The sequence below is a fragment of the Enterobacter sp. 61D5 genome (assembly GCF_034107965.1).
Classification (GTDB): domain Bacteria; phylum Pseudomonadota; class Gammaproteobacteria; order Enterobacterales; family Enterobacteriaceae; genus Enterobacter; species Enterobacter cloacae_M.
In genome coordinates this window covers 82,159-105,193 of record NZ_JAWNFK010000006.1, presented here as the reverse complement: position 1 = coordinate 105,193, position 23,035 = coordinate 82,159, and the positions used below count along the sequence as shown (strand labels likewise).

General features: G+C 55.3%; 24 protein-coding genes and 1 other annotated feature. Of the genes, 9 read left to right on the top strand and 15 right to left on the bottom strand.

Annotated elements, in window-relative coordinates:
• Positions 1-106 precede the first annotated feature (106 nt).
• Positions 107-325, top strand: coding sequence for an osmotically-inducible lipoprotein OsmB (gene osmB, locus UTM25_RS05715; protein WP_008501216.1), 219 nt, complete (start codon positions 107-109; stop codon positions 323-325).
• A 105-nt stretch (positions 326-430) separates the two neighbouring features.
• Here the strand turns inward: osmB and yciH are convergent, their stop codons facing one another.
• The 5 genes from yciH to pgpB form a co-directional block, all read right to left on the bottom strand.
• The gene (gene yciH, locus UTM25_RS05710; RefSeq protein WP_023312064.1) at positions 431-757 is read right to left on the bottom strand and encodes a stress response translation initiation inhibitor YciH; all 327 of its coding nucleotides are present in this window, start codon (positions 755-757) and stop codon (positions 431-433) included.
• Positions 757-1,494, bottom strand: coding sequence for an orotidine-5'-phosphate decarboxylase (pyrF, locus tag UTM25_RS05705; protein WP_126795669.1), 738 nt, complete (start codon positions 1,492-1,494; stop codon positions 757-759). Before pyrF ends, yciH begins: the two co-directional genes overlap by 1 nt.
• Before the next feature lie 186 nt (positions 1,495-1,680).
• Positions 1,681-2,850, bottom strand: a complete 1,170-nt coding sequence (gene lapB, locus UTM25_RS05700; protein WP_023312066.1) for a lipopolysaccharide assembly protein LapB — start codon at positions 2,848-2,850, stop codon at positions 1,681-1,683.
• Positions 2,851-2,856: 6 nt separating this feature from the next.
• Positions 2,857-3,165, bottom strand: a complete 309-nt coding sequence (locus tag UTM25_RS05695) for a LapA family protein (RefSeq protein ID WP_023312067.1) — start codon at positions 3,163-3,165, stop codon at positions 2,857-2,859.
• 148 nt (positions 3,166-3,313) lie between these two features.
• Complete coding sequence (gene pgpB / locus UTM25_RS05690) at positions 3,314-4,081, bottom strand: phosphatidylglycerophosphatase B (protein ID WP_194399397.1); 768 nt, start codon at positions 4,079-4,081, stop codon at positions 3,314-3,316.
• A gap of 197 nt (positions 4,082-4,278) precedes the next feature.
• On the opposite strand from pgpB, the gene ribA reads away from it, so the two are divergent.
• Entirely contained in the window at positions 4,279-4,869 is a 591-nt protein-coding gene (ribA, locus tag UTM25_RS05685) for a GTP cyclohydrolase II (RefSeq protein ID WP_008501210.1), read from the top strand.
• A gap of 37 nt (positions 4,870-4,906) precedes the next feature.
• Here the strand turns inward: ribA and acnA are convergent, their stop codons facing one another.
• The 6 genes from acnA to topA all read right to left on the bottom strand — a co-directional run bounded on the left by acnA (position 4,907) and on the right by topA (position 12,392).
• Positions 4,907-7,582 (bottom strand): aconitate hydratase AcnA, encoded by a 2,676-nt coding sequence (acnA, locus tag UTM25_RS05680; protein WP_194399398.1) that lies wholly within the window; start codon positions 7,580-7,582, stop codon positions 4,907-4,909.
• Positions 7,583-7,743: 161 nt separating this feature from the next.
• Complete coding sequence (gene ymiC / locus UTM25_RS05675) at positions 7,744-7,842, bottom strand: small membrane protein YmiC (RefSeq protein ID WP_032623144.1); 99 nt, start codon at positions 7,840-7,842, stop codon at positions 7,744-7,746.
• Between the two features lie 138 nt (positions 7,843-7,980).
• Positions 7,981-8,151: a hypothetical protein gene (locus UTM25_RS05670; protein WP_194399399.1), complete on the bottom strand. Its 171-nt coding sequence runs from the start codon at positions 8,149-8,151 to the stop codon at positions 7,981-7,983.
• Between the two features lie 2 nt (positions 8,152-8,153).
• Positions 8,154-8,294 (bottom strand): YmiA family putative membrane protein, encoded by a 141-nt coding sequence (locus UTM25_RS05665; protein ID WP_213327741.1) that lies wholly within the window; start codon positions 8,292-8,294, stop codon positions 8,154-8,156.
• 338 nt (positions 8,295-8,632) lie between these two features.
• The gene (cysB, locus tag UTM25_RS05660; protein WP_008502814.1) at positions 8,633-9,607 is read right to left on the bottom strand and encodes an HTH-type transcriptional regulator CysB; all 975 of its coding nucleotides are present in this window, start codon (positions 9,605-9,607) and stop codon (positions 8,633-8,635) included.
• A 187-nt stretch (positions 9,608-9,794) separates the two neighbouring features.
• Positions 9,795-12,392 carry a type I DNA topoisomerase gene (gene topA, locus UTM25_RS05655; RefSeq protein ID WP_047651111.1) on the bottom strand — a complete coding sequence of 866 codons (2,598 nt, stop codon included), beginning with the start codon at positions 12,390-12,392 and terminating at the stop codon, positions 9,795-9,797.
• 399 nt (positions 12,393-12,791) lie between these two features.
• Here topA and UTM25_RS05650 point away from each other — a divergent pair, with 399 nt between their 5' ends.
• Positions 12,792-13,043 carry a YciN family protein gene (locus UTM25_RS05650; protein WP_023312072.1) on the top strand — a complete coding sequence of 84 codons (252 nt, stop codon included), beginning with the start codon at positions 12,792-12,794 and terminating at the stop codon, positions 13,041-13,043.
• Between the two features lie 34 nt (positions 13,044-13,077).
• On the opposite strand, the gene sohB is transcribed toward UTM25_RS05650, so the two are convergent.
• Positions 13,078-14,124, bottom strand: coding sequence for a protease SohB (gene sohB, locus UTM25_RS05645; RefSeq protein WP_194399400.1), 1,047 nt, complete (start codon positions 14,122-14,124; stop codon positions 13,078-13,080).
• A gap of 251 nt (positions 14,125-14,375) precedes the next feature.
• On the opposite strand from sohB, the gene UTM25_RS05640 reads away from it, so the two are divergent.
• Positions 14,376-15,137 (top strand): YciK family oxidoreductase, encoded by a 762-nt coding sequence (locus tag UTM25_RS05640; RefSeq protein ID WP_194399401.1) that lies wholly within the window; start codon positions 14,376-14,378, stop codon positions 15,135-15,137.
• Positions 15,134-15,724, top strand: coding sequence for a cob(I)yrinic acid a,c-diamide adenosyltransferase (gene cobO, locus UTM25_RS05635; protein ID WP_194399402.1), 591 nt, complete (start codon positions 15,134-15,136; stop codon positions 15,722-15,724). The genes UTM25_RS05640 and cobO overlap by 4 nt, the downstream gene beginning before the upstream one ends.
• A 35-nt stretch (positions 15,725-15,759) precedes the next feature.
• Here cobO and rluB read toward each other — a convergent pair whose 3' ends face one another.
• The 3 genes from rluB to rnm form a co-directional block, all read right to left on the bottom strand.
• A complete protein-coding gene (rluB, locus tag UTM25_RS05630; RefSeq protein WP_320714438.1) occupies positions 15,760-16,635 on the bottom strand; it encodes a 23S rRNA pseudouridine(2605) synthase RluB in 876 nt (291 codons plus the stop codon).
• Between the two features lie 96 nt (positions 16,636-16,731).
• Positions 16,732-17,352 carry an L-threonylcarbamoyladenylate synthase gene (locus UTM25_RS05625; protein ID WP_003856793.1) on the bottom strand — a complete coding sequence of 207 codons (621 nt, stop codon included), beginning with the start codon at positions 17,350-17,352 and terminating at the stop codon, positions 16,732-16,734.
• Positions 17,349-18,230, bottom strand: a complete 882-nt coding sequence (gene rnm, locus UTM25_RS05620) for an RNase RNM (protein WP_087822729.1) — start codon at positions 18,228-18,230, stop codon at positions 17,349-17,351. Before rnm ends, UTM25_RS05625 begins: the two co-directional genes overlap by 4 nt.
• Positions 18,231-18,369: 139 nt before the next feature.
• Here rnm and trpL point away from each other — a divergent pair, with 139 nt between their 5' ends.
• The 4 genes from trpL (at position 18,370) to trpCF (ending at position 23,027) form a co-directional block, all read left to right on the top strand.
• Positions 18,370-18,414, top strand: coding sequence for a trp operon leader peptide (gene trpL / locus UTM25_RS22585; RefSeq protein ID WP_106993556.1), 45 nt, complete (start codon positions 18,370-18,372; stop codon positions 18,412-18,414).
• Positions 18,391-18,484 (top strand) — a sequence feature (Trp leader region). It overlaps the preceding gene by 24 nt.
• A 23-nt stretch (positions 18,485-18,507) precedes the next feature.
• The gene (locus UTM25_RS05615; protein ID WP_047174183.1) at positions 18,508-20,070 is read left to right on the top strand and encodes an anthranilate synthase component 1; all 1,563 of its coding nucleotides are present in this window, start codon (positions 18,508-18,510) and stop codon (positions 20,068-20,070) included.
• Entirely contained in the window at positions 20,070-21,665 is a 1,596-nt protein-coding gene (gene trpD / locus UTM25_RS05610; RefSeq protein WP_194399404.1) for a bifunctional anthranilate synthase glutamate amidotransferase component TrpG/anthranilate phosphoribosyltransferase TrpD, read from the top strand. Before UTM25_RS05615 ends, trpD begins: the two co-directional genes overlap by 1 nt.
• Before the next feature lie 3 nt (positions 21,666-21,668).
• Positions 21,669-23,027, top strand: a complete 1,359-nt coding sequence (trpCF, locus tag UTM25_RS05605; RefSeq protein WP_194399405.1) for a bifunctional indole-3-glycerol-phosphate synthase TrpC/phosphoribosylanthranilate isomerase TrpF — start codon at positions 21,669-21,671, stop codon at positions 23,025-23,027.
• Positions 23,028-23,035: the final 8 nt, after the last annotated feature.

Below are 23,035 nucleotides of genomic sequence, written 5' to 3'. Positions count from 1 at the left end.
TAACGCCTGCGCGACCAGCTTTCACGGAGAACAGAATTAAGTATTCGATTCGTCTATACTTAACGTGTACCTCTTTCCGTGAATCGATAATTCAGGAGAAAGTATTATGACCTTAACCAGCAAAAAATTAGCCGCCGCTGTTCTGGCAATCACTGTAGCAATGTCCCTGAGCGCGTGCTCTAACTGGTCTAAACGTGACCGTAACACCGCTATTGGTGCCGGTGCCGGTGCTCTCGGTGGTGCAGTATTAACGGATGGTAGTACGCTGGGTACATTAGGTGGCGCTGCTGTCGGTGGTATTATCGGTCACCAGGTTGGCAAATAATTATTATCTAAGCCTTCCCCGGCATTGCGATATTTGAACGCATTTCAGGTCTGACATACGCACGTATATAACACGAGCCACGGCATTTGCCGTGGCTCATTTATTTTAACCGCCTGCCAGTTTGACTTTCATACCTTTGGCTTCCAGCAGAGATTTTATTAAATCGCGCTTATCTCCCTGGATTTCAATAATGCCATCTTTCACGGCGCCGCCGCAGCCACATTTCTTTTTCAACTCGGCCGCCAGCTTTGCCAGTTCAGCATCATCCAGGTCAATGCCGGAGATAAGGCAAACCCCTTTCCCTTTTCGTCCACTGGTCTGGCGCTGGATCCGAACGATGCCGTCCCCCTTAGGACGTTCCACTTTCGCTTTCGGCTCGTCTATACGCCCGCTGTCGGTTGAATAGACCAGACGGCTGTTGGAATCGGTCATTAGGCCCCCTTTTTCAGCGATGCGTTAATAGCCTTAAGCGTCTCTGCCGGGTTGGCAGACTGCGTCACCGGACGCCCGATGACCATGTAGTCAACGCCAGCAGCCAGCGCCTGCTCAGGCGTCATAATGCGGCGCTGATCGCCCACTTCGCTGCCTGCAGGACGAATCCCCGGCGTAACCAGTTTAAAATCCTGGCCCAGCACTGATTTGAAACGTACCGCTTCCTGCGCGGAGCAGACGACGCCATCCAGGCCGCAATGCTGCGTCAGACGCGCGAGACGTTCGGCATGCTCGGCGGGTGACAACGTCACGCCCAGGTCGCGCAGATCGTTTTCGTCCATACTGGTCAGAACGGTGACCGCAATCAGCAACGGTGCATCTTTACCGAAAGGCAGGAGCGCCTCACGGGCGGCCGTCATCATTCTTGCCCCACCCGATGCATGGACGTTGACCATCCATACGCCCAGCTCTGCGGCTGCGGCAACGGCGTGCGCCGTGGTATTCGGGATATCATGGAATTTCAGGTCGAGGAAAACGTCAAAGCCGCGCTGCTGCAGATCGCGAACGATTTGCGGTCCAAACAGCGTGAACATCTCTTTGCCAACTTTCAGACGGCAGTCGCGAGGGTCGATGCCGTCGACAAACGCCAGCGCAGCGTCACGCTTATTGTAATCAAGCGCAACAACAACAGGAGAATCCGTAATTACGCGGGAAGTGGAGGATGTAACAGACGTCATAACCAGCCCTTTTCGTCTATGGGCGCGCAGCGGCGCGGAACAGATAAACGGCCAGCATTCTACCTGCCGACGCCGCAAATTGACAGGATCCATTTACGCGCCTGCCAGGCCGGCAAACCGCACGGAGTTAAGGATACGGGAAAAACGATCAGTATGTTGTAACTAAAATGAGATGTTTTAAAAAAATTACTGCCCGTCCAGACCACGGATTGGCTTGATGGTGGACCAGGCGCGGCAGGACGGACAGTGCCAGTAGAGCGTATAAGCGGTAAAACCGCATTTCTGGCAACGGTAGCGCGGCTTGCTGCGCACCTGTTCGCCAACCATGTCGCGCAGCACCATCAGGCTCTCTTTGGCGCGCCCTTCTTCAGCGTCGTTCAGGTGGTAATCCATCAGCTTATGGAACACCCGCATGGTCGGATGGCGCTGTAGCTGACGCGTAATATAAACCTGCGCGGTGTCGCTTCCCTCATACTGCTCAACGACGTCTGAAAGCATCAGTTCAGCGGTGGCACCGGTATTTTCTTCCACGCAGCGACGCAGGAAAGCTACCCACTCTTCCTGCTTGTCGAGCTGTTGATAGCAGGTTTGCAGCATTTCCAGCGTTTCACTGACCAGCTCTTTGTCCTGGTCAATAACCCGCAGCAGGCTTTCAACGGCTTTGGCGTAGTCGCCACTCGCCATAAAGACGCGCCCCATCATGATGGAGATTCGCGCGCTGTTGCGGTCCGCGGCGGCGCCTTTCTTCAGCAGCGCCATGGCTTTATCCATGTCGTCGTTGCCCATCTGCTGAAGCGCAAGCTCACAGTAGAAATGGGCGATCTCAACGCGCTGCTTATCTTTACCCAGCTTCACCAGACGTTCAGCGGTATCAATGGCTTTCTGCCAGTCGCTGGTGGCCTGATAAATCTGCAGGAGCTGCTGCAGCGCGCCGATGCGGAAATCTGTTTCATCGACCAGCTGCGCGAACATATCTTCAGCGCGATCGTACAACCCTGCGGCCATGTAATCCCGCCCCAGCTGTTGTACCGCAAGGAGACGTTGATCGTAGGTCAGCGAGGCGCTTTCCATCAGAGTCTGGTGAATACGAATGGCGCGATCGACCTCGCCGCGCGAGCGGAACAGGTTGCCCAGGGTGAGATGCGCTTCAACCGTCCCCGTATCCTCTTTCAGCATATCGAGGAACAGGTCTACCGCTTTGTCCTGCTGATTGCTCAGGAGGAAGTTCACCCCCGCAACGTAGTCGCGGGAGAGGCGGTTGGCCTCATCCTGTTTTGTTTGTTGCGCACTTCTGCGGCCCATATACCAGCCATAGGCTGCGGCTACAGGCAAAAGCAGAAACAACAACTCCAGCATAGTCGATTATTCCTTCACGACCGGCACACCAGAGCTTTCCGGAATGTCAGACGCAGGGGCAATGTTATTTTCGAGTCGCTTAATTTTACGTTCAGCGCGCGCAAGAGAAACACGGACTTTCAGCCAGAACAGACCGCAAACCAGCCAGCCAATGGCAAAACCGGCAGCAAATAATACCGCCAGCAGGCTCGAGACGCGATACTCACCCTGAGCCAGCAGATAGTTAAACGTCACCTGCTGATCGTTTTGTGCACCCAACGTGACTGAAATGACAAAAATCGCCAATACCAGTAAGAAAATGAGTAAATATTTCACATTACTTCCCGTTATGTGGTTCAAGCGAATAAAGTGTGTTCAATTCACCGCAATCAGCCTTATAAACTACCATTTTAGCGACGAGCGCGAAACGGAAAAAGTGACGCGCAGGTCATGGATCTATGGGCAAAATGCGGAATATCAACCGTCAGGCGTCTGTCTGGTCCCTTTCGGCTATTTCTTCTTTCTCTTCTGGCGGTGGCGTTAGCGGGCCGCAGAATCGTTCAGTGAGCCAGGTCGCCATCATAATCAGCAGCCATGAGATGAGCGTGGCGACGACCAGGTCGCGCGGCCAGTGCATCCCCAGCAGCAGGCGGCTGCCCATGACTCCCGTCGCCCAGACCAGTAAAATCACGATAGTGATCGTTCGGCGCCTTGGCCAAAGCAGCCCAACCCCCAGTAACGCCCAGCTGGCCGCAAACATGGTGTGACCGGAAGGAAACGCGAACCCGGTCTCTTTTTGCCAGTGTTTACGCAAGAATTTCGGGATATCCTGCTGTTCCGAAAGCTGTTCTTTCACCAGCGCGCCACGATCTTTTCGCTTTAAATTGTAGAACTCATCCACCGGAACATGATGCGTTTTTTCCAGCCAGACGACAAAAGGACGCGGTTCCTGAACGCGATCTTTAACCCAGGACTTCACGCCCTGGCCGACAAGGATAGCGCCCCCAAGGATCGCAAAGAGCATCAGCTCCGCGCGCAAACGAAAGCGCAGGCACCACAGAAACCAGGCGCAGAGGAGTACGTGGGTAATTATCCCCCACGGCTGGGTGACCGTTTCCGTTATCCAGTATAACGTTTTCAGCCACGCGGCATTATGCCCGGGCTGCCACATCCAGCCTGAAAGCCATACGGCCAGAGGCATAATCAGTAAAATGGCCGCACCTGCTGCCGTACGTCTGGCGATTGAAAGCATGTCTTCTCCTTTTTCGCTAAGCGTCACAATCATAACTGAAATTAATCATCCTGGTGGATATGTCGGATCGTGCGTTTAACGTTCATATAGCATGGTGCCCATTAGGCGAACCTGCTGAGCTTGTGGCAAAATGAACTGATACAGAAAGCAAAACAGGGCAAAGGCACGAAACGTGTCAGCCTACTCTGGAGAATCACATGCAGCTTAAACGTGTGGCAGAAGCCAAACTGCCAACCCCATGGGGCGACTTCCTGATGGTGGGTTTTGAAGAACTGGCAACCGGACAGGATCATGTCGCGCTGGTTTATGGTGACATTTCAGGGCAGACGCCGGTTCTGTCCCGCGTCCATTCAGAGTGTCTTACCGGCGACGCGCTGTTCAGCCTGCGCTGTGATTGTGGTTTCCAGCTGGAAGCCGCCCTGTCTCATATTGCAGAAGAAGGCCGCGGTGTGCTGCTTTATCACCGTCAGGAAGGTCGTAATATTGGTCTGCTGAATAAAATCCGCGCTTACGCGCTTCAGGATCAGGGCTACGATACGGTTGAAGCAAATCATCAACTCGGCTTTGCCGCTGACGAACGCGACTTCACCTTATGCGCCGATATGTTCAAGCTGCTGGGCGTGGACGAAGTTCGCCTGCTGACCAATAACCCGAAAAAAGTGGAGATCCTGACCGAAGCGGGGATCAACATCGTCGAGCGCGTACCGCTGATTGTCGGCCGTAACCCGAAGAACGCCCACTACCTGGATACCAAAGCCGCCAAAATGGGCCATCTGCTGAAAGAGTGATGCTAAAAAGCCCGGCACGGGTGCCGGGCTCGTTTCATCAATCCAGCATCTTACGAATCACATAATGTAAAATGCCGTCGTTCTGGTAATAGGTCAGCTCTGTTGCCGTATCAATACGGCACCGGCAATCCAGCACCTCGATTTTCCCGTCTGCCCGCGTTAACTTCACCGGCACCGTTTTCCCCGGCTGCAGGTTTTGCAGACCGCTAATCTCAATCTGCTCTTCCCCGGTCAGTCCCAGCGTTTTACGCGTCACGCCCTGCGGAAACTCGAGCGGCAGGATCCCCATACCAATCAGATTCGAGCGGTGAATACGTTCGAACGATTCGGCGATGACCACGCGAACGCCAAGCAGACGCGGACCTTTCGCCGCCCAGTCGCGGCTGGATCCGGAACCGTACTCTTTCCCGGCGATCACCGCCAGCGGCGTACCTTCCTGCTGATATTTGACCGCAGCATCATAAATCGAAACCACTTCCGTCCCCGGCAGATGGCGCGTCATGCCCCCTTCCACGCCCGGTACCATTTCGTTACGAATGCGTATGTTGGCAAAGGTCCCGCGCATCATGACCTCGTGGTTGCCGCGACGCGAGCCGTAGGAGTTAAAATCGCGGCGTTCGACGCCCCGGCTCTGCAGATAACGGCCTGCCGGGCTATCGGCTTTGATACTCCCCGCCGGTGAGATATGGTCGGTCGTGACGGAATCTCCCAGCATCGCCAGGATGCGCGCGCCGTGGATATCCTTAAGCGGTGCCGGCTCGGCCAGCATCTCGTCAAAGAACGGCGACAGACGAATATAGGTCGAGTCATCCTGCCAGTCGTAGGTATCTGAGCCCACGACGTTGATGGTTTTCCACTCCGGCGTGCCTTCAAAGACCTCCGCATACTCTTTGCGGAACATCTCGGTTGAGACCTTTTCAACGGCCAGCGCGATTTCACGTGAAGATGGCCAGATATCTTTCAGGTAGACAGGATCATTCTTGCGATCGTGACCAATTGGATCGGTCGCCAGGTTGATATTCATGTTCCCTGCAAGGGCATAAGCGACCACCAGCGGCGGCGAGGCAAGCCAGTTGGTTTTCACCAGCGGGTGAATACGCCCTTCAAAGTTTCGGTTACCGGACAGGACCGCGCCTACCGTCAGGTCACCCTGTCTGATCGCCGTTTCAATCGGTTCAGGCAGTGGACCGGAGTTACCAATACAGGTCGTACAGCCGTAGCCCACGAGGTTAAACCCCAGCTCGTCAAGGTACGGCGTCAGTTTTGCCTGCGCCAGGTAATCCGATACCACTTTGGAACCCGGTGCCAGCGAGGCCTTGACCCATGGCTGAGGTTTTAGCCCAAGCTCTACCGCCTTTTTAGCCAGCAGACCGGCCGCCATTAAGACGCTGGGGTTCGAGGTGTTGGTGCAGGAGGTAATGGCCGCAATAACAACCGCGCCATCCGGGAGCTGATACTGATGTCCGTTCAGAACATAGTCGACCGGACGATGGTCTTTCTGCGCCACGTTCACTTCCAGGGCATTGCTGGCGGCAAAGGCTTTTGGCACGTCACTCAGCGCGACCCGATCCTGCGGACGTTTCGGCCCGGCGAGGCTCGCCTCGACGCTTCCCATATCGAGTTCAAGCGTACTGGTGAAGACCGGTTCATCGCCCGGGTTTCGCCACATGCCCTGCGCTTTGGTATAGGCCTCCACCAACGCGACCTGCTCTTCGCTGCGCCCGCTAAGGCGCATGTATTCCAGCGTGACGTCATCGATGGGGAAAAAGCCGCAGGTTGCACCGTATTCCGGCGCCATATTGGCAATGGTGGCACGGTCGGCCAGCGGCAGCGAATCCAGACCATCACCGTAGAATTCTACAAACTTGCCCACCACACCATGCTTACGCAGCATCTGGGTGACGGTGAGCACCAGATCGGTGGCGGTAATGCCTTCAGACAGCTTGCCGGTGAGCTTGAAGCCCACCACGTCAGGGATAAGCATGGACACCGGCTGGCCGAGCATGGCCGCTTCCGCTTCGATACCCCCAACGCCCCAGCCCAGCACGCCCAGACCGTTGATCATGGTGGTATGGGAGTCCGTGCCCACCAGCGTGTCCGGATAGGCGACCCACTCTTTATCCTGCAATTCACTCCAGACGGCTTTACCCAGATATTCAAGGTTCACCTGGTGACAAATACCGGTACCCGGCGGGACCACGCTAAACCGGCTGAACGCCTGCTGCCCCCACTTAAGAAACACGTAGCGCTCGTGGTTGCGTTCCATCTCCAGACGCACGTTCTCGCCAAAGGCGTCGTCATCACCAAAGCGGTCAACGGTTACGGAGTGGTCAATGACGAGGTCAACGGGGGAAAGCGGATTCACTTTTGCCGTATCTCCGCCGAGACGCTTAACGGCCTCGCGCATCGCGGCTAAATCAACGACGGCAGGAACACCGGTAAAGTCCTGCATCAGCACCCTGGCCGGGCGGTAGGCGATTTCTCTGTCGGCATGGGCATTATCTAGCCACCCTGCCAGCGCCTGGATATCATCGAGGGTGACAGAGTCACCGTCCTGCCAGCGCAATAGGTTTTCCAGTAAAACTTTCAATGACTTGGGTAAACGCGAAATGTCCCCAAGCGTTCTGGCAGCCAGCGGCAGGCTGTAGTAATGCCAGGTTTTATTTTCTGCCTGTAACGTGTCCTTACTGGCTTCGCGTAGGGTTAACGACATAAGCTCCTCCTTAATCACAGAGATGCCCCGACAATCATCAGGGCCGTAATTAAAGATAACACAAAGATGTCGTAACGTTTTGATAACAACCCAAATTGATAAATTTAGGATTGGTCCAGAAAGGAAAAACAAAAAACCCCGCCGTAGCGAGGTTTTACAATTTAGTGGAGGGCCAACCAGATGAGCTGACTCCAGAACAGAATCGACACGGTAAAAACGCCGATCCATGACCAGTATTTGTGAGACGTCATGTTATTCATCATAGGGACACCAGGCATTATTTATTAAAAGTTCCGAGGTAAGTCCTCAGTGCTATATTGCTGATGTGTATTTATTAAAGAGTACGAAAGTGCAGAGTCGATATTCAGACTATTTGCATCATTACGCGATTAACTAAATTATTGTTTTTTGGGTTCGTCTTCTGCGAACACATCAATAAACGCTTGCTGCTGCGGCGTCAGTTTCCAGGACGTGGGTACAACCGTTGCAGGTGCTTTACGCCCTCTGTGGCCGTTGTCACGATGCTGACACATCTGTTTAACCGTTTCTGTACGTACCGTCACTGCCATATTTAACCCCAATATTTCCAGGCCAGGAGAGCAACCACCACCCAAAACAGGGTAGAGACGAGAAAGACCGCCAGCCAGGCTTTACGCTTGAGCGCAGGATCCCTTTGCGGTTCTTCACTTCCTGAAGGCATTGCTAACCTCATACAATCGACATCGCTTATCATTTAGGACCAAACAATTGGTACAATTAATCATCTGTTGAGATAAATCCTAAAGAAACTTTAGCCGAAAAGCCAGTGAATTTACGCACCTGAAGGTATGAAATATTCAATCTTTTGACCAGAAATAAATAATTGAAAAGAAAAATTTGCGAAGGCGTAAATTAGTTTCTACTTTTGTCGCCAATTCACGACATTATAACCTTACGGATTAAATGGATAATGACATTATATGACAGGGGATGCGTAGATGATGATAATTCTAATTTAGCTTTGAGGCGTTATTTCGGTATCTTTCCCTAAGGGAAAGATACCGGGTGTGATTATTTTTCGGGGAGTTTGATGTCTTTAAACATCTCTTCAATATCTTCATTTGAGCGTAATGCAACGGCGGTATCAACCACGTCACGCGTTAAATGAGGGGCAAAGCGCTGAATAAAATCATACATATAGCTGCGCAGGAAGGTGCTGCGACGGAAGCCAATCTTTGTGGTGCTATGACTGAAAACATCATGCGCATCAAGACGCACCAGGTCAGGGTCTGACACCGGATCCACCGCCATGCTGGCAATAACGCCCACCCCCAGACCAAGCCGCACATAGGTTTTAATTACGTCGGCGTCCGTCGCGGTAAAGACAATGCGCGGCGTTAACCCTGCCCGGTTAAAGGCCGTATCAAGCTCGGACCGTCCGGTAAAGCCAAACGTATACGTTACCAACGGATATTGCGCCAGCTCTTCGATAGTGACCGACCCTTTACCCGCCAGGGGGTGATCGGGGGTCACCACGATAGAACGATTCCAGTGATAGCAAGGAAGCATCACCAGATCGTCATACAGGTGAAGCGCTTCGGTGGCGATAGCAAAGTCTGCATTACCCTTGGAGACGGCTTCAGCAATTTGCGTTGGCGAGCCCTGGTGCATATGCAAAGAGACGCGAGGATAACGCTCGATAAAGCCTTTGATAACGCCGGGTAGCGCATAGCGCGCCTGGGTATGCGTCGTGGCAATATACAGCGAACCTTTATCCGGCCAGGTGTGTTCACCCGCCACAGACTTAATCGCATCGACTTTGGAGAGGACTTCCCGTGCAATGCGGATGATTTCCTGCCCTGCGGGCGTCACCTGAGTGAGATGCTTACCGCTGCGGGCAAATATCTGGATACCTAACTCGTCCTCAAGCATACGAACTTGTTTGCTGATGCCCGGTTGCGAGGTATACAACCCCTCGGCGGTAGAAGAGACGTTAAGGTTATGATTCACCACCTCAACGATATAACGAAGCTGCTGTAATTTCATGCCAGACCATCCGATTTAGCGCATGCGGTCAATCGCTTAAGACGATTTAATAATAAGAAACAGGTTAACTATAACCACTATATCATTTATAGCCTGACTGTATAGTACGGAACAAAAAATAATAACAAGGTAATAAAAAAGGGCCGGAAATCCGGCCCTTTTACAGGTAAGTTACGGTAAGGGAAGATTATTTCTTGCCTTCAACCCATTTGCCATCGACAAAGAAGGCTGACCATCCGGTCGCTTTACCCTCTTTCTCTGCCGCAACATACTGCTGCTTAGTTTTACGGCTAAACCGTACCACGGTTTTGTTGCCTTCCGGATCCTGCTGTGGCGCATCGGCCAGATAACGCAGTTTCTCAGGCAGACGATCTCGGAAGCGGTGCAACTCTTCCACCAGCGGCGCGCGTGTTTCACGCGATTTCGGGAAGGTGTTGGCGGCCAGGAAGACACCTGCGGCACCATCACGCAGCACGAAGTACGCGTCTGATTTCTCGCACGGCAGTTCTGGCAGCGGAACCGGATCTTCCTTAGGAGGAGCCACTTCGCCGTTACGCAGAATTTTGCGCGTGTTTTTACACTCGTCGTTGGTACAGGCCATGTACTTACCGAAACGCCCCATTTTCAGGTGCATTTCAGAACCACACTTCTCGCATTCCACAATCGGGCCGTCATAGCCTTTAATGCGGAACTCGCCCTCTTCGATCTCATACCCGTCACACGTTGGGTTATTACCGCAAACGTGCAGCTTACGTTTTGGATCGATCAGGTAGCTGTCCATTGCCGTGCCGCATTTCTTGCAGCGGCGTTTGGCACGCAGAGCGTTAGTTTCCGCATCGTCACCTTCCAGCACGTTGAGAACTTCGTTCTCAGGCACCAGGTTGATAGTGGTTTTGCAGCGCTCTTTTGGTGACAGCGCATAGCCGGAGCAGCCAAGGAATACGCCCGTGGTTGCGGTACGGATCCCCATCTTGCGGCCGCAGGTTGGACAGTCGATGCTGGTCAGAACCATCTGGTTAGGCAGCATGCCGCCTTCTTCAGGGTCTTTCTCCGCTTTTTCAAGCTGGTCGGTAAAGTCGCTGAAGAAGCTGTCGAGTACCTTTTTCCATTCCGCCTGATGGCTGGCAACCTGGTCGAGGCTGTCTTCCATTTGCGCGGTGAAATCGTAGTTCATCAACTCGCGGAAGTTTGCTTCCAGACGGTCAGTGACGATCTCACCCATTTTTTCCGCATAGAAACGGCGGTTTTCAACGCGCACGTAGCCGCGGTCCTGAATGGTCGAGATGATGGACGCGTAGGTCGACGGACGACCAATACCGCGTTTTTCCAGCTCTTTCACCAGGGACGCTTCACTGAAGCGCGCAGGCGGCTTGGTGAAGTGCTGGGCAGGCACGAGGTCAACCAGCGAGAGCTCATCCCCTTTGTTTACCGCCGGCAGCGTCCGGTCTTCATCACCTTTACGCAGCGCAGGCATCACTTTCGTCCAGCCGTCGAAACGCAGGATACGACCGCGCGCTTTGAGACGGAACTCGCCCGCGCCAACGGTCAGCGTGGTGGAGTCGTACTGCGCTGGCGTCATCTGGCACGCCACGAACTGGCGCCAGATCAGCTGATACAGTTTCTGCGCGTCGGCTTCCATGTCTTTCAGCGATTCCGCTAACACCGAGACGTCAGAAGGACGAATCGCTTCGTGTGCTTCCTGAGAGTTCTCTTTGCTGGCGAACTGGTTAGCGCTTTCCGGCAGGTATTTCTTACCGAAATTGTCACTGATGTAGCCGCGGACCATGTTGACAGCGTCCTGGCTCAGGTTGGTTGAGTCGGTACGCATGTAGGTGATGTAGCCCGCTTCATACAGGCGCTGGGCCATCATCATGGTCTTCTTCACGCCATAACCCAGACGCGTGCTTGCAGCCTGTTGCAGCGTGGAGGTAATAAACGGTGCCCCCGGCTTGCTGCTGGTCGGTTTGTCTTCACGTTCCAGCACCTGATAGCGTGCTTTTTCCAGCAGCGCTACGGCGGCCATGGTCTGGTCGCGGTTTTCTGGACGGAAAGGCTTGTCGTTGTGATGGCTCACCTGCAGCGGCAGAGCGTCACCGCCCGGCGTGGTCACATTGGCATCGACTTCCCAGAACTCTTCCGGCACGAAGGCTTTAATTTCGCGTTCACGCTCAACGACCAGACGTACGGCGACGGATTGCACACGCCCTGCGGACAGGCCACGGGCAATCTTCTTCCACAGCAGTGGAGAGACCATGTAGCCCACAACGCGGTCCATAAAGCGACGTGCCTGCTGTGCGTTTACGCGGTCAATATTCAGTTCGCCCGGCTTCTCAAACGCCTGACGAATCGCATTCTTCGTAATTTCGTTAAACACTACACGGCTGTAGCGTTTGTCATCACCACCGATCACTTCCCGCAGGTGCCACGCAATGGCTTCCCCTTCGCGGTCAAGGTCGGTTGCGAGATAGATGTGGTCTGCTTTTTCAGCAAGCTGCTTCAGCTCGTTAACGACTTTTTCTTTCCCGGGCAGCACTTCATATTGTGCATCCCAGTTATGCCATGGGTTAACACCCATGCGGTTGACAAGCGCGCTACGTTCATCCTTTTTAGGCTTTTTAGCCCCTTTGGTGGAGGTAGAGTCTGCGCTCTTTTTGCTGGCTGAGCCACTGGTCGGCAAATCGCGGATATGACCCACGCTGGACTTAACCACGTAGTCATTACCCAGATACTTATTGATCGTTTTGGCTTTTGCCGGGGACTCAACGATGACGAGAGCTTTACCCATATTCACCTTTACCTAATTTAATTCTTCCAGGAATACGCCGCACGTTGATTTCCCTTCCGCTGACGACGAGCCAATGATATTGCGGCTGCGTCAGGAGATATCAACCCCTTTGTCTTACCGGACGTTAATGAGAAGACGCCCAGGCGATTGATTTTTCGGGTATTTTTCTCACATCTCGTGTAATTCGTGACGAATTCCCGGTTGAATGTCAAGCAATTCTGTTGCCAGAATGACGAAAGCGCACACTCTACCTGATAAAATTCGTTACGCAACTTTATTAGCATGCAAAAGCAGATCCCGCCAGCCAGGACCCTGCACCTTATCCCCTCACATTACAGGGAAAATTTGCCCCCAAAGCGCCCTCGGCGTAGACTATTGTCACTGTTTAAGGAGTGGATTATGCAGAATACGACCCAACCTATTGACCGAGCCTCTCTGCTTATCGAAGCAAATAAGCTTATCCGTGACCATGAAGATACGCTGGCAGGCATTGAAGCCACCGGCGTAGAACAGCGTAATGGCGTGCTGATTTTCAGCGGCGAATACTTCCTTGACGAACAGGGTTTACCGACCCCGAAAAGCACCGCCGTGTTTAACATGTTCAAATACCTGGCGCATACGCTTTCAGAGAAATATCACCTGGTCGATTAACGCAAAACGCGAGGCATATGCCTCGCGTTTTTGTTTACAGCAGCGGTTTTTGCCCGCGCTGTAGCCAGCGCAGCAGCAGACGATCCGCGCTTTCCGCTGCACTGTTTGTAAAGCGGTCAAGGAGTCGCTTACGCTGGGTAAAGCGCACGCCCACCAGTTCCCGGCCTTCCATCAGATTGAGCAGCAGATCGTCGCTGGTTCCGACTTCATCCACCAGCCCTTTCTCCTGCGCCTGGACGCCGTACCAGTGCTCGCCCGTCGCGACCTGTTCAATGTCCAGCGTTGGGCGCATACGGTGTACAAAATCTTTAAAGAGATGATGCGTTTCGTTGAGATCTTCGCGGAATTTTTGACGCCCTTCTTCCGTGTTTTCCCCCAGCAGCGTCAGGGTACGTTTGTACTGACCCGCCGTGTGAAGTTCGATATCAATCTCTTTATTTTTCAGGAAGCGGTTAAAGTTCGGAATTTGCGCGACCACGCCGATCGAGCCAATAATGGAGAACGGCGCGGCAACAATTTTGTCCGCCACGCAGGCCATCATGTAGCCACCGCTCGCCGCCACTTTATCCACGGCCACGGTCAGCGGGATCTGTTTTTCACGCAGGCGCTGCAGCTGTGAGGCGGCCAGTCCGTAACCGTGAACCACCCCGCCCGGGCTTTCAAGACGCACGACAACCTGATCCTGCGGTGTCGCCACGGCCAGAACGGCAGTCACTTCTTCTCGCAGAGAAGACACTTCATGCGCATCCATACTGCCTTTAAAATCGAGCACATAGACGCGCGGCGTGGCCTTATCCTGCGGCGCATTGAGCTTTGCTTTTGCCTTTGCAGCTTTGGCTTCCTGTTTATGCTTTTTCTTCTGCGCTTTCAGCCAGAGTTTCTGTTGATGACTATCAAGCAGCGCCAGAGACATCTCTTCCTGCATCTCTTTATACTGCTCGCTCAGGCGGGTGATGCGTAACTCCCCACGCTGACGCTTGCGCTGCGTCAGGTTGACAATCAGAACGGCTAACACCGCAATGGCAACCACCACCGTCGCGATTTTGGCCAAAAACAACCCATATTGAGAAAGTAATTCCACGCGTTCCACCTTGATTTAACCACGAATCTTTCACGGCAGTGTACAACAGCCCTGCCCATGCGTCTCGCTCGTGACATTACCTCTGCGAGCCGCCTTCAGGAATCCCCGGGCTGGCGTTTAAATATTTGCAAATTGTTAATTTTACAGTAATGCGTCCTGTAGACTGATTGAATTATTAGGCTAATTCGGGCATAAAGCCGAAAAGTCATCATAAAGGCGCCATTGCGTCACCGGTCGCCTGAGGAGTCACCGTGCATTATCAACCGCAAAAAAATCTGCTGCAAAACCGGATTATTCTTGTCACCGGTGCCAGCGACGGGATTGGCCGCGAGGCAGCCCTGACATACGCCGAATATGGCGCCAACGTCATTCTGATCGGGCGCAACGAAGAAAAACTGAAAAACGTCGCTCACGAGATTGAGGCCGTATGCGGCACGCCGGCCCCGTGGTATACGCTTGATTTACTGACCTGCACGCCCGCGGTGTGCCAGGAATTAGCCCAGCGCATCAGCGCTCACTATCCGAGACTCGACGGCGTGCTGCATAACGCCGGTTTGTTAGGCGAGGTTCGTCCGATGGATGAACAGGATCCTGATATCTGGCAGCAGGTGATGCAGGTCAACGTCAACGGCACGTTTTTCCTCACACAGGCATTGCTTCCTTTATTACTCAAATCCGAGTCCGGGTCCCTGGTTTTTACCTCGTCCAGCGTTGGCCGTGAAGGACGCGCAAACTGGGGAGCCTATGCCGTATCAAAATTCGCGACCGAAGGCATGATGCAAGTGCTGGCGGAGGAGTATCAGAGCCGGTATCTGCGCGTAAACTGCATTAACCCGGGCGGTACTCGCACCAAAATGCGCGCCAGCGCATTCCCGAGCGAAGATCCGCAGAAGCTGAAAACCCCGGCAGACATTATGCCGCTCTATCTCTGGCTGATGGGCGACGACAGCCGCCGCAAAACCGGGATGACCTTTGACGCCCAGCCGGGACGTAAACCAGGAATTTCGCAATGAGTGAAGAACGTCATCAGCAGCGCCAGCAGCGGCTGAAAGAACAGGTCGATGCGCGCGTCGCGGCAGCCCAGGACGAACGTGGGATCGTCATCGTTTTTACCGGCAACGGAAAAGGGAAAACCACCGCTGCATTCGGCACGGCGACACGCGCAGTCGGACACGGTCAAAAAGTGGGCGTGATCCAGTTTATCAAAGGCGAATGGCCCAACGGTGAGCGGAATTTGCTTGAGCCTCACGGCGTTGAGTTTCAGGTGATGGCTACCGGGTTTACGTGGGATACCCAGAACCGGGAATCGGACACCGCCGCTTGTCTCGCCGTCTGGGAGCATGCAAAGAGAATGCTGGCCGATCCCTCGCTGAATATGGTTCTGCTGGATGAGATCACCTATATGGTCGCCTACGACTACCTGCCGCTGGAAGCCGTTCTGGATGCTCTGAAGAATCGTCCTGTACACCAGACGGTTATCGTCACGGGGCGTGGGTGTCATCGGGATATTCTGGAGATGGCCGATACCGTCAGCGAGCTGCGTCCGGTCAAACATGCGTTTGATGCAGGCATCAAAGCGCAAATTGGAATTGATTACTAAAGAAAAAAGCCCGGTGCGTTCACCGGGCTTTTATATTAACCGTTGTTGTTACGGCTGCCGGAGCGGCGACTGCTGCTCACCTGGCTGTGTCGCTTCACCGCGCGACGGATCTGATTCGCCTTCATGCGACGACGATCTTTTTCCACCGCCACTTTTGAGGTGGTTTCCAGCGTCAGGCCGACAAGCTCGCGCAGGTAGTTGGTTTGGGTCAGATCCAGTTCGGTATAACCCCCGCGCGGCAGACCTTTCGGCAGCAGAATGTCGCCGTAACGAACGCGGATCAGGCGGCTAACCTGCACGCCTACCGCTTCCCAGAGACGACGCACCTCGCGGTTACGGCCTTCGGTCAGGGTCACGTTGTACCACTGGTTAATGCCTTCCCCACCGGTGAATTTGATGGTTTTGAACGCCGCAGGACCGTCTTCCAGCTGAACGCCACGCGACAGATCGCGCAGTTTATTTTCATCAACCTGGCCAAATACGCGCACCTCGTATTCACGTTCCACTTCACGGCTTGGGTGCATCAGACGGTTCGCCAGTTCACCATCGGTGGTAAAGAGCAGCAGACCGCAGGTGTTTACGTCCAGACGACCAACGGCAATCCAGCGAGCGCCACGCAGTTTAGGCAGACGGTCAAACACCGTCGGACGACCTTCCGGGTCGTTGCGGGTGCACAGCTCGCCTTCCGGCTTGTAGTAAGCCAGCACGCGGCAGATCTGTTCAGCGGACTCTTTCACGGAGATAAGATGACCGTCGATGCGGATCTTCAGCCCCGGTACGATTTCTACGCGGTCACCCAGCGTGGCGATTTTACCGTCCACACTCACGCGACCCGCTTCAATAATGGCTTCGATTTCACGGCGTGAGCCGTGGCCGGCACGCGCCAGCACTTTCTGTAACTTCTCGCTCATTGAGCTTCCTCAGGTGTCGCCTTCACAGGCGTCGAATCAGGTCAAAAGAGGGCTGAGCCCTGCTTTGATGGCCGCGTAGTATATCTGCTTATACCTTTACAAGAAAGGCTTTACGTCACCCACGCCTTCACGAATCACTTCCGGTGCATCTTCGGTTAAGTCGACCACGGTGGTCGGCTGCTGGCCGAGATAGCCGCCGTGAATAATCAGCTCGACCACCTTCTCCAGACGATCTTTGATCTCTTCCGGATCGGACTCGGTAAACTCACTTCCGGGCAGCATCAGCGAGGTAGAAAGCATCGGTTCGCCGAGGGTTTCCAGCAGCGCCTGCGCAATCGGGTTCGACGGCACGCGCATGCCGATGGTTTTGCGTTTCTCCTGCAGCAGACGACGCGGTACTTCCTTCGTACCCTTCAGGATGAAGGTGTAGTTACCCGGCGTGTTGTTCTTAATCAGGCGAAACGCCACGTTATCAACATACGCATAGGTCGACAGCTCAGAGAGATCGCGGCACATCAGGGTAAAGTTATGGCCGTCCGGCAGCTGGCGAATACGGCAAATGCGCTCCATTGCCCCTTTATCTTCAATTTTACAGCCCAGCGCGTAGCCTGAATCGGTCGGGTAGACAATCACGCCGCCTTTGCGGACGATCTCCACGGCCTGGTTGATCAGACGTGGCTGCGGGTTATCCGGATGGATATAGAAAAACTGACTCATACTTCCCTCTCTTCAATTTGCTGCGGCTGTTCCCAGAGCTGCCAGACGGGCTCAACGCCAGCGGGCAACCAGAGCTTGCGCCCCAGTTCGATCCACGCGCAGGGCTGATGGAAATCAGAGCCCTGTGACCCAAGCAGGCCGAACTGGCGGGCATAGGTCGCGAGCTGCGCGCGCTCGTTGGGCGCCTGCTGACACTGGGCGACTTCCATCGCCTCGCCACCGCATTCGGCAAAGTGTGCCAGCAGCCTTTTCAGCCATTTAGCAGAAAGATTATACCGCCCAGGATGGGCCAGCACGGCCTTACCGCCAGAATGATGAATCACATCAATAGCTTGTTTTATTGTACACCACTGTGGCGGAACGTATCCGGTTTTACCGCGCGCCAGATACTTTTTAAAGACGTCTGCCATAGTCGTCGCTTTGCCCGCGTCGACCAGAAAACGGGCGAAATGACCGCGGGTGACCGCCCCGCCGTTCGCCATCTTTTGCGCGCCTTCCAGCGCGCCCGGAATATGCGCCTTTTCCAGACGCTCGCCGATCATCTCTGCGCGCTGATTGCGGCGCGTTTTTTGTTCTTGCAAAAATGCCGTAAGTGCCGGATGGTCTATATCGATATTCAGGCCAACAATATGAATCTCATGGTTTTCCCAGACGGTCGAGATCTCGACGCCGGACACCAGATTCAGCGCCAGCCCGCTGCGGGCAATCTCGGCGCGCGCCGCCGAAATGGCATCAGTCGTATCGTGATCGGTTATCGCCAGCGTGCCGACGCGCATTTCAACGGCGCGATGAACCAGGGCTTCGGGTGTCAGCAGGCCGTCAGAGGCCTGAGTATGGCTGTGTAAATCATAAATAATGGCGTAGGTGGTATCGCTCAAAGCACTTCCCATAACAGGTTGGAGACATCCGAAAACACCATGATACCGACTTAACGCGAAATTCTGAAATCAAGGGTTGACAACTTGCCATCGAACTAGTTAACTAGTACGCAAGTTCACACGAGAAAGGTATCTGAAAATGACAGCACATTTCACTCTGCACGGCTGGTGGCGCACTTCCTGATCTTCGGGCAGTGTCACGCGTCTGCGAAATGCAAACAGATACCCGCCCGCTACCCAGCGGGCTTTTTTTTGAACAAAATATGAGAACAACAACATGCAAACAGCCAAACCTCATCTCGAACTGCTGACCTGCGAGGCGGCCTATCGCCACAACCCGACCGCGCTGTTTCATCAGGTGTGCGGGGCACGTCCGGCAACGCTGCTGCTGGAATCGGCGGATATCGACAGCAAGGACGATCTCAAGAGCCTGCTGCTGGTCGATAGCGCGCTGCGCATTACCGCTTTAGGTGACACCGTCACCATCAAGGCATTGTCTGACAATGGCGCATCGCTGCTGCCGCTGCTGGATGCCGCCCTGCCGTCGGGCATTGAAAATGAACGTCATCCAGAAATGCGCATTCTGCATTTCCCGCCGGTGAGCCAGCTGCTGGACGAAGACGCGCGCCTCTGCTCCCTGTCCGTTTTCGATGCCTTCCGCCTGCTGCAGAATCTGGTCACCGTGCCGGAAGACGAGCGCGAGGCGATGTTCTTCGGCGGGCTGTTTGCTTACGACCTGGTTGCCGGTTTTGAAGATTTGCCGGAAACCGAGCAGGGTAATCGCTGCCCGGACTATTGCTTCTATCTGGCTGAAACGCTGCTGGTGATCGACCACCAGAAGCAATACACCCGCATCCAGGCAAGCCTGTTCACGCCGTCTGCCGCTGAGAAAAACCGTCTCGAGCACCGCATCGCTCAGCTGCAGCAGCAGATGACGGAAGCGCCGCCCGCGCTGCCGGTGCAGCGCGTGGAGAAAATGACCTGCGACGTTAACCAGACTGACGATCAGTACGGCGCCGTGGTTCGCCAGATGCAAAAAGCGATTCGCGCCGGGGAAATTTTCCAGGTCGTGCCGTCCCGTCGATTCTCGCTGCCCTGCCCGTCGCCGCTCGCAGCCTACGACGTGCTGAAAAAGAGTAACCCAAGCCCGTACATGTTTTTCATGCAGGACAACGAATTCACGCTGTTCGGCGCCTCGCCGGAAAGCTCGCTGAAATACGACGCCACCAGCCGTCAGATTGAGATCTACCCGATTGCCGGTACCCGTCCGCGCGGACGTCGCGCCGATGGCTCGCTGGACCGCGATCTGGACAGCCGCATCGAACTGGAGATGCGCACCGACCATAAAGAACTCTCCGAGCACCTGATGCTGGTTGACCTGGCGCGTAACGATCTGGCACGCATTTGTACTCCCGGCAGCCGCTACGTGGCGGACCTGACCAAAGTCGACCGCTATTCGTTCGTGATGCACCTGGTCTCCCGCGTGGTAGGCGAGCTGCGCCACGATCTCGACGTGCTGCACGCCTACCGCGCCTGTATGAACATGGGCACCCTCAGCGGCGCGCCGAAAGTACGCGCCATGCAGCTGATTGCCGCCGCCGAAGGACGCCGTCGCGGCAGCTACGGCGGTGCGGTGGGCTACTTCACCGCCCACGGTGACCTCGACACCTGCATCGTAATCCGCTCCGCCTACGTTGAAGACGGTATTGCCACCGTTCAGGCGGGTGCCGGGATTGTTCTTGATTCTGTTCCGCAGTCTGAAGCTGACGAAACGCGCAGTAAAGCCCGTGCGGTCCTTCGCGCCATTGCTACCGCACACCATGCACAGGAGATTTTCTGATGGCTGACATTCTGCTGCTCGATAATATCGACTCCTTCACCTATAACCTGGCAGATCAGCTGCGTGCGAATGGCCACAACGTCGTTATCTACCGCAACCACGTTCCGGCGCAGACCCTGATTGACCGTCTGGCCACCATGCAAAACCCGGTGCTGATGCTCTCCCCGGGGCCAGGCGCGCCTAGCGAAGCGGGGTGTATGCCGGAGCTGCTGACCCGTATGCGCGGGAAACTGCCGATCGTCGGCATCTGCCTCGGCCATCAGGCGATTGTTGAAGCCTATGGCGGCTACGTTGGCCAGGCGGGTGAGATCCTGCACGGTAAAGCGTCCAGCATTGAACATGACGGCCAGGCGATGTTTGCCGGGCTGCCGAACCCGCTCCCGGTCGCGCGCTATCACTCGCTGGTTGGCAGCAACATTCCCGCCGGGCTGACGATCAACGCCTCGTTTGAAGGTATGGTGATGGCGGTGCGCCACGATGCGGACCGCGTCTGCGGCCTGCAGTTCCACCCGGAATCGATCCTGACCTCCCACGGAGCCCGCCTGCTGGAGCAGACGCTCGACTGGGCGTTACAGAAGCTGGAGCAGACCAACACCCTGCAGCCGATTCTGGAAAAACTGTACCAGGCGCAGACCCTGAGCCAGCAGGAGAGCCATCAGCTCTTCTCCGCCGTGGTTCGCGGTGAGCTCAAGCCTGAACAGCTGGCAGCCGCGCTGGTGAGCATGAAGGTGCGCGGCGAAAGCCCGCAGGAGATTGCCGGTGCCGCTACGGCCCTGCTGGAAAATGCCGCCCCGTTCCCGCGCCCGGACTATCAGTTTGCGGATATCGTCGGTACCGGCGGTGACGGCAGTAACAGCATCAATATCTCCACCGCCAGCGCCTTCGTGGCGGCGGCGTGCGGTTTGAAGGTCGCGAAGCACGGCAACCGCAGCGTTTCCAGCCGGTCAGGTTCTTCCGATCTGCTCGCCGCATTCGGTATTAACCTCGATATGAACGCCGAGCGTTCCCGCGAAGCGCTGGATGACCTGGGAGTCTGCTTCCTGTTTGCGCCGAAGTACCACACCGGTTTCCGCCACGCGATGCCGGTTCGTCAGCAGCTTAAAACCCGCACGCTGTTTAACGTGCTCGGCCCGCTGATCAACCCGGCCCACCCGCCGCTGGCGCTGATTGGCGTTTACAGCCCGGAACTGGTTCTGCCGATTGCCGAGACGCTGCGCGTGCTGGGTTATCAGCGTGCCGCCGTAGTGCACAGCGGCGGTATGGATGAGGTTTCTCTTCATGCGCCAACGCTGGTGGCCGAACTGCGCGAAGGTGAAATCCTGAGCTATCAGCTGGAGGCTGCCGACTTCGGCCTTGCGCCATACCATCAGGAGGCGCTGGCAGGCGGTACGCCGGAAGAAAACCGTGACATTCTGACGCGCTTATTACAAGGTAAAGGAGAGGTCGCCCATGAGGCCGCCGTTGCTGCCAACGTCGCCATGCTGATGCGTTTGCACGGTGAGGAAGACCTGAAGGCCAACGTTCAAAAAGTTCTGGATGTACTGCGCTCCGGTGCAGCTTACGATCGCGTTACCGCACTTGCGGCAAGAGGGTAAAGAATGCAGACCGTTTTAGCGAAAATCGTTGCCGATAAGGCCATCTGGGTGGAAGCCCGCAAGCAACAGCAGCCGCTTGCCAGTTTCCAGAATGACGTCGTCCCGAGCAGCCGTCGTTTCTATGACGCCCTGCGGGGTACGCGCACCGCGTTTATTCTTGAGTGCAAAAAAGCGTCCCCATCCAAAGGCGTTATTCGTGACGATTTCGACCCGGCGCGTATTGCCGGCATTTATAAGCATCATGCTTCAGCCATCTCCGTGCTGACGGATGAGAAATATTTTCAGGGCAGCTTCGATTTTCTGCCCATCGTCAGCGGCATCGCGCCGCAGCCGATCCTGTGCAAAGACTTTATTATCGACCCGTATCAGATCTGGCTGGCGCGTTTTTACCAGGCCGACGCCTGCCTGCTGATGCTCTCGGTACTCGACGACGAGCAGTATCGCCAGCTTTCCGCCGTGGCGCACAGCCTGAATATGGGCGTGCTGACCGAAGTGAGCAACGAAGAGGAGCTGGAGCGCGCGATTGCGCTGGAAGCCAAAGTGGTCGGCATTAACAACCGCGATCTGCGCGACCTGTCCATTGACCTTAACCGTACGCGTCAGCTGGCGCCGCGTCTGGGGTCTGGCGTCACGGTGATCAGCGAATCCGGCATTAACAGCTACGCCCAGGTGCGCGAGCTGAGCCACTTCGCCAACGGTTTCCTTATTGGCTCCGCCATGATGGAGCATGACGATCTCAATGCGGCTGTGCGTCGCGTGCTGCTGGGTGAAAACAAAGTCTGCGGCCTAACCCGCGAACAGGATGCTCAGGCCGCGTATGAAGCCGGGGCGATTTATGGCGGGCTGATCTTTGTGGACTCATCTCCTCGCACGGTCAGCGAAGAGCAGGCGCGTAAGGTCATCGCAGCGGCTCCGCTCAGCTACGTGGGTGTTTTCCGCAATGCAGATATTGCAGACGTTGCGGTAAAAGCCGACGCGTTATCCCTGAGCGCGGTGCAGCTCCACGGCGATGAAGACCAGAGCTACATCGATGCCCTGCGCGCCGCGCTGGCACCACAGGTGCAGATCTGGAAAGCGCAAAGCGTTGGCGATACGTTGCCCTCGCGTAACCTGAACCATGTGGATAAATACGTCCTCGATAACGGCCAGGGCGGTACCGGCCAGCGTTTTGACTGGTCGCTGCTGAACGGCGAAAAGCTGGACAACGTCCTGCTGGCGGGCGGATTAAGCCCGGATAACTGCGTAGAAGCCGCTAAAACCGGCTGCGCAGGCCTCGATTTCAATTCAGGCGTAGAGTCCCAACCGGGTATCAAAGATGCCGGCAAGCTGGCCTCGGTTTTTAAAACTCTGCGTGCATATTAAGGAAGAGA

Excerpts from the sequence above, each read along its gene's own strand:
- osmB (WP_008501216.1), top strand. The coding sequence starts at position 107 with ATGACCTTAACCAGCAAAAAATTAGCCGCCGCTGTTCTGGCAATCACT.
- yciH (WP_023312064.1), bottom strand. The coding sequence starts at position 757 with ATGACCGATTCCAACAGCCGTCTGGTCTATTCAACCGACAGCGGGCGT.
- pyrF (WP_126795669.1), bottom strand. The coding sequence starts at position 1,494 with ATGACGTCTGTTACATCCTCCACTTCCCGCGTAATTACGGATTCTCCT.
- lapB (WP_023312066.1), bottom strand. The coding sequence starts at position 2,850 with ATGCTGGAGTTGTTGTTTCTGCTTTTGCCTGTAGCCGCAGCCTATGGC.
- pgpB (WP_194399397.1), bottom strand. The coding sequence starts at position 4,081 with ATGCTTTCAATCGCCAGACGTACGGCAGCAGGTGCGGCCATTTTACTG.
- ribA (WP_008501210.1), top strand. The coding sequence starts at position 4,279 with ATGCAGCTTAAACGTGTGGCAGAAGCCAAACTGCCAACCCCATGGGGC.
- acnA (WP_194399398.1), bottom strand. The coding sequence starts at position 7,582 with ATGTCGTTAACCCTACGCGAAGCCAGTAAGGACACGTTACAGGCAGAA.
- ymiC (WP_032623144.1), bottom strand. The coding sequence starts at position 7,842 with ATGAATAACATGACGTCTCACAAATACTGGTCATGGATCGGCGTTTTT.
- UTM25_RS05670 (WP_194399399.1), bottom strand. The coding sequence starts at position 8,151 with ATGGCAGTGACGGTACGTACAGAAACGGTTAAACAGATGTGTCAGCAT.
- UTM25_RS05665 (WP_213327741.1), bottom strand. The coding sequence starts at position 8,294 with ATGAGGTTAGCAATGCCTTCAGGAAGTGAAGAACCGCAAAGGGATCCT.
- cysB (WP_008502814.1), bottom strand. The coding sequence starts at position 9,607 with ATGAAATTACAGCAGCTTCGTTATATCGTTGAGGTGGTGAATCATAAC.
- topA (WP_047651111.1), bottom strand. The coding sequence starts at position 12,392 with ATGGGTAAAGCTCTCGTCATCGTTGAGTCCCCGGCAAAAGCCAAAACG.
- UTM25_RS05650 (WP_023312072.1), top strand. The coding sequence starts at position 12,792 with ATGCAGAATACGACCCAACCTATTGACCGAGCCTCTCTGCTTATCGAA.
- cobO (WP_194399402.1), top strand. The coding sequence starts at position 15,134 with ATGAGTGAAGAACGTCATCAGCAGCGCCAGCAGCGGCTGAAAGAACAG.
- rluB (WP_320714438.1), bottom strand. The coding sequence starts at position 16,635 with ATGAGCGAGAAGTTACAGAAAGTGCTGGCGCGTGCCGGCCACGGCTCA.
- UTM25_RS05625 (WP_003856793.1), bottom strand. The coding sequence starts at position 17,352 with ATGAGTCAGTTTTTCTATATCCATCCGGATAACCCGCAGCCACGTCTG.
- UTM25_RS05615 (WP_047174183.1), top strand. The coding sequence starts at position 18,508 with ATGCAAACAGCCAAACCTCATCTCGAACTGCTGACCTGCGAGGCGGCC.
- trpD (WP_194399404.1), top strand. The coding sequence starts at position 20,070 with ATGGCTGACATTCTGCTGCTCGATAATATCGACTCCTTCACCTATAAC.
- trpCF (WP_194399405.1), top strand. The coding sequence starts at position 21,669 with ATGCAGACCGTTTTAGCGAAAATCGTTGCCGATAAGGCCATCTGGGTG.